Here is a 915-nt window from a genome sequence, read left to right as displayed (position 1 = left end):
ATCCGTTTAAACACCGCCCCCATTTCTCTTGCCGTCCGGAAGAAATCGTACCAGGTACGTTTCTGTACTTTCAAAAATGCCTCAAACTGCCTGCACCCTTTACCTTTTAATTCAAGCAGAATGCCTTTTTCATGTTCCGGCGATACCATGACTGTGATATCTCCGTAAATATACTGACGCCCGTATCCATAAAAACTGTGCGCTTCCTCGATCATGTACTGCATCCGGATGTTCATGACATCCTCGATCACGCGTCTTTCATCTGTGGTTGCGAAACGGATCCGGACATAGTCAAATAAAATTTCCATTTCTTTATCCGGATTAAATATCTCAAGGACCATTTCCAAATGTTCTAACAGCTTTTTTGTTGCCCGTTTTTTTCCGGTCAACAATACACTGTAATAACTTCTATTGATTCCTGCCGTTTCTGCATATTCACTTTGCGATACGCCGTAGCTTTTCCGTCTTGTTTCCAGGTTCGTGATCCATTCCACCGGATCAAATGCAATGGAATCTTCATTTTCTTCTATGTACTCGTCTGCCATCTCTCCTGTTTCTCCGGCGTTCCATACGTCATCCGCTGTTCTAAAACAGTCCGCCGGATCTTCTGTCCGTGTTCCATAACCGCTTTCTTTCCGGTATTCCTGAAGCACGTTTTGCAGCTGGTCAGCCAGTTTGTCACTGACCGGCTTTTTCCCGTGCACCAGCATGTTATAATAGCCTCTTGAAAAACCAATGCGTTTTGCAAGTTCTACCTGGGATAATCCCAGTTCTTTGCGTTTTTTCTCAATCTCTTTTAACATCTCCCGGTTCTTTTCCACATCTGCCACCATCCCATTTTATAATTCCGTTCTGCAGCTTCCGGGGAATATCCTCATAGATCTGCATTTCATTACGTCTTGCCTGCATAAACTC

The 915-nt window shown here is 44.0% G+C and carries 1 protein-coding gene; it reads right to left on the bottom strand.

Translation table 11 applies throughout. The features are described 5' to 3' along the window. Positions 1-821: helix-turn-helix domain-containing protein (locus DXA60_RS18485; RefSeq protein WP_158570901.1), on the bottom strand; the 821-nt coding region annotated here is incomplete at its 3' end. Positions 822-915: the final 94 nt, after the last annotated feature.

This window comes from Roseburia sp. OF03-24 (assembly GCF_003463035.1).
Taxonomy (GTDB): domain Bacteria; phylum Bacillota; class Clostridia; order Lachnospirales; family Lachnospiraceae; genus Roseburia; species Roseburia rectibacter.
The sequence above is the reverse complement of the archived record's forward strand: the minus strand, read 5'-3'. Positions and strand labels throughout refer to the sequence as shown.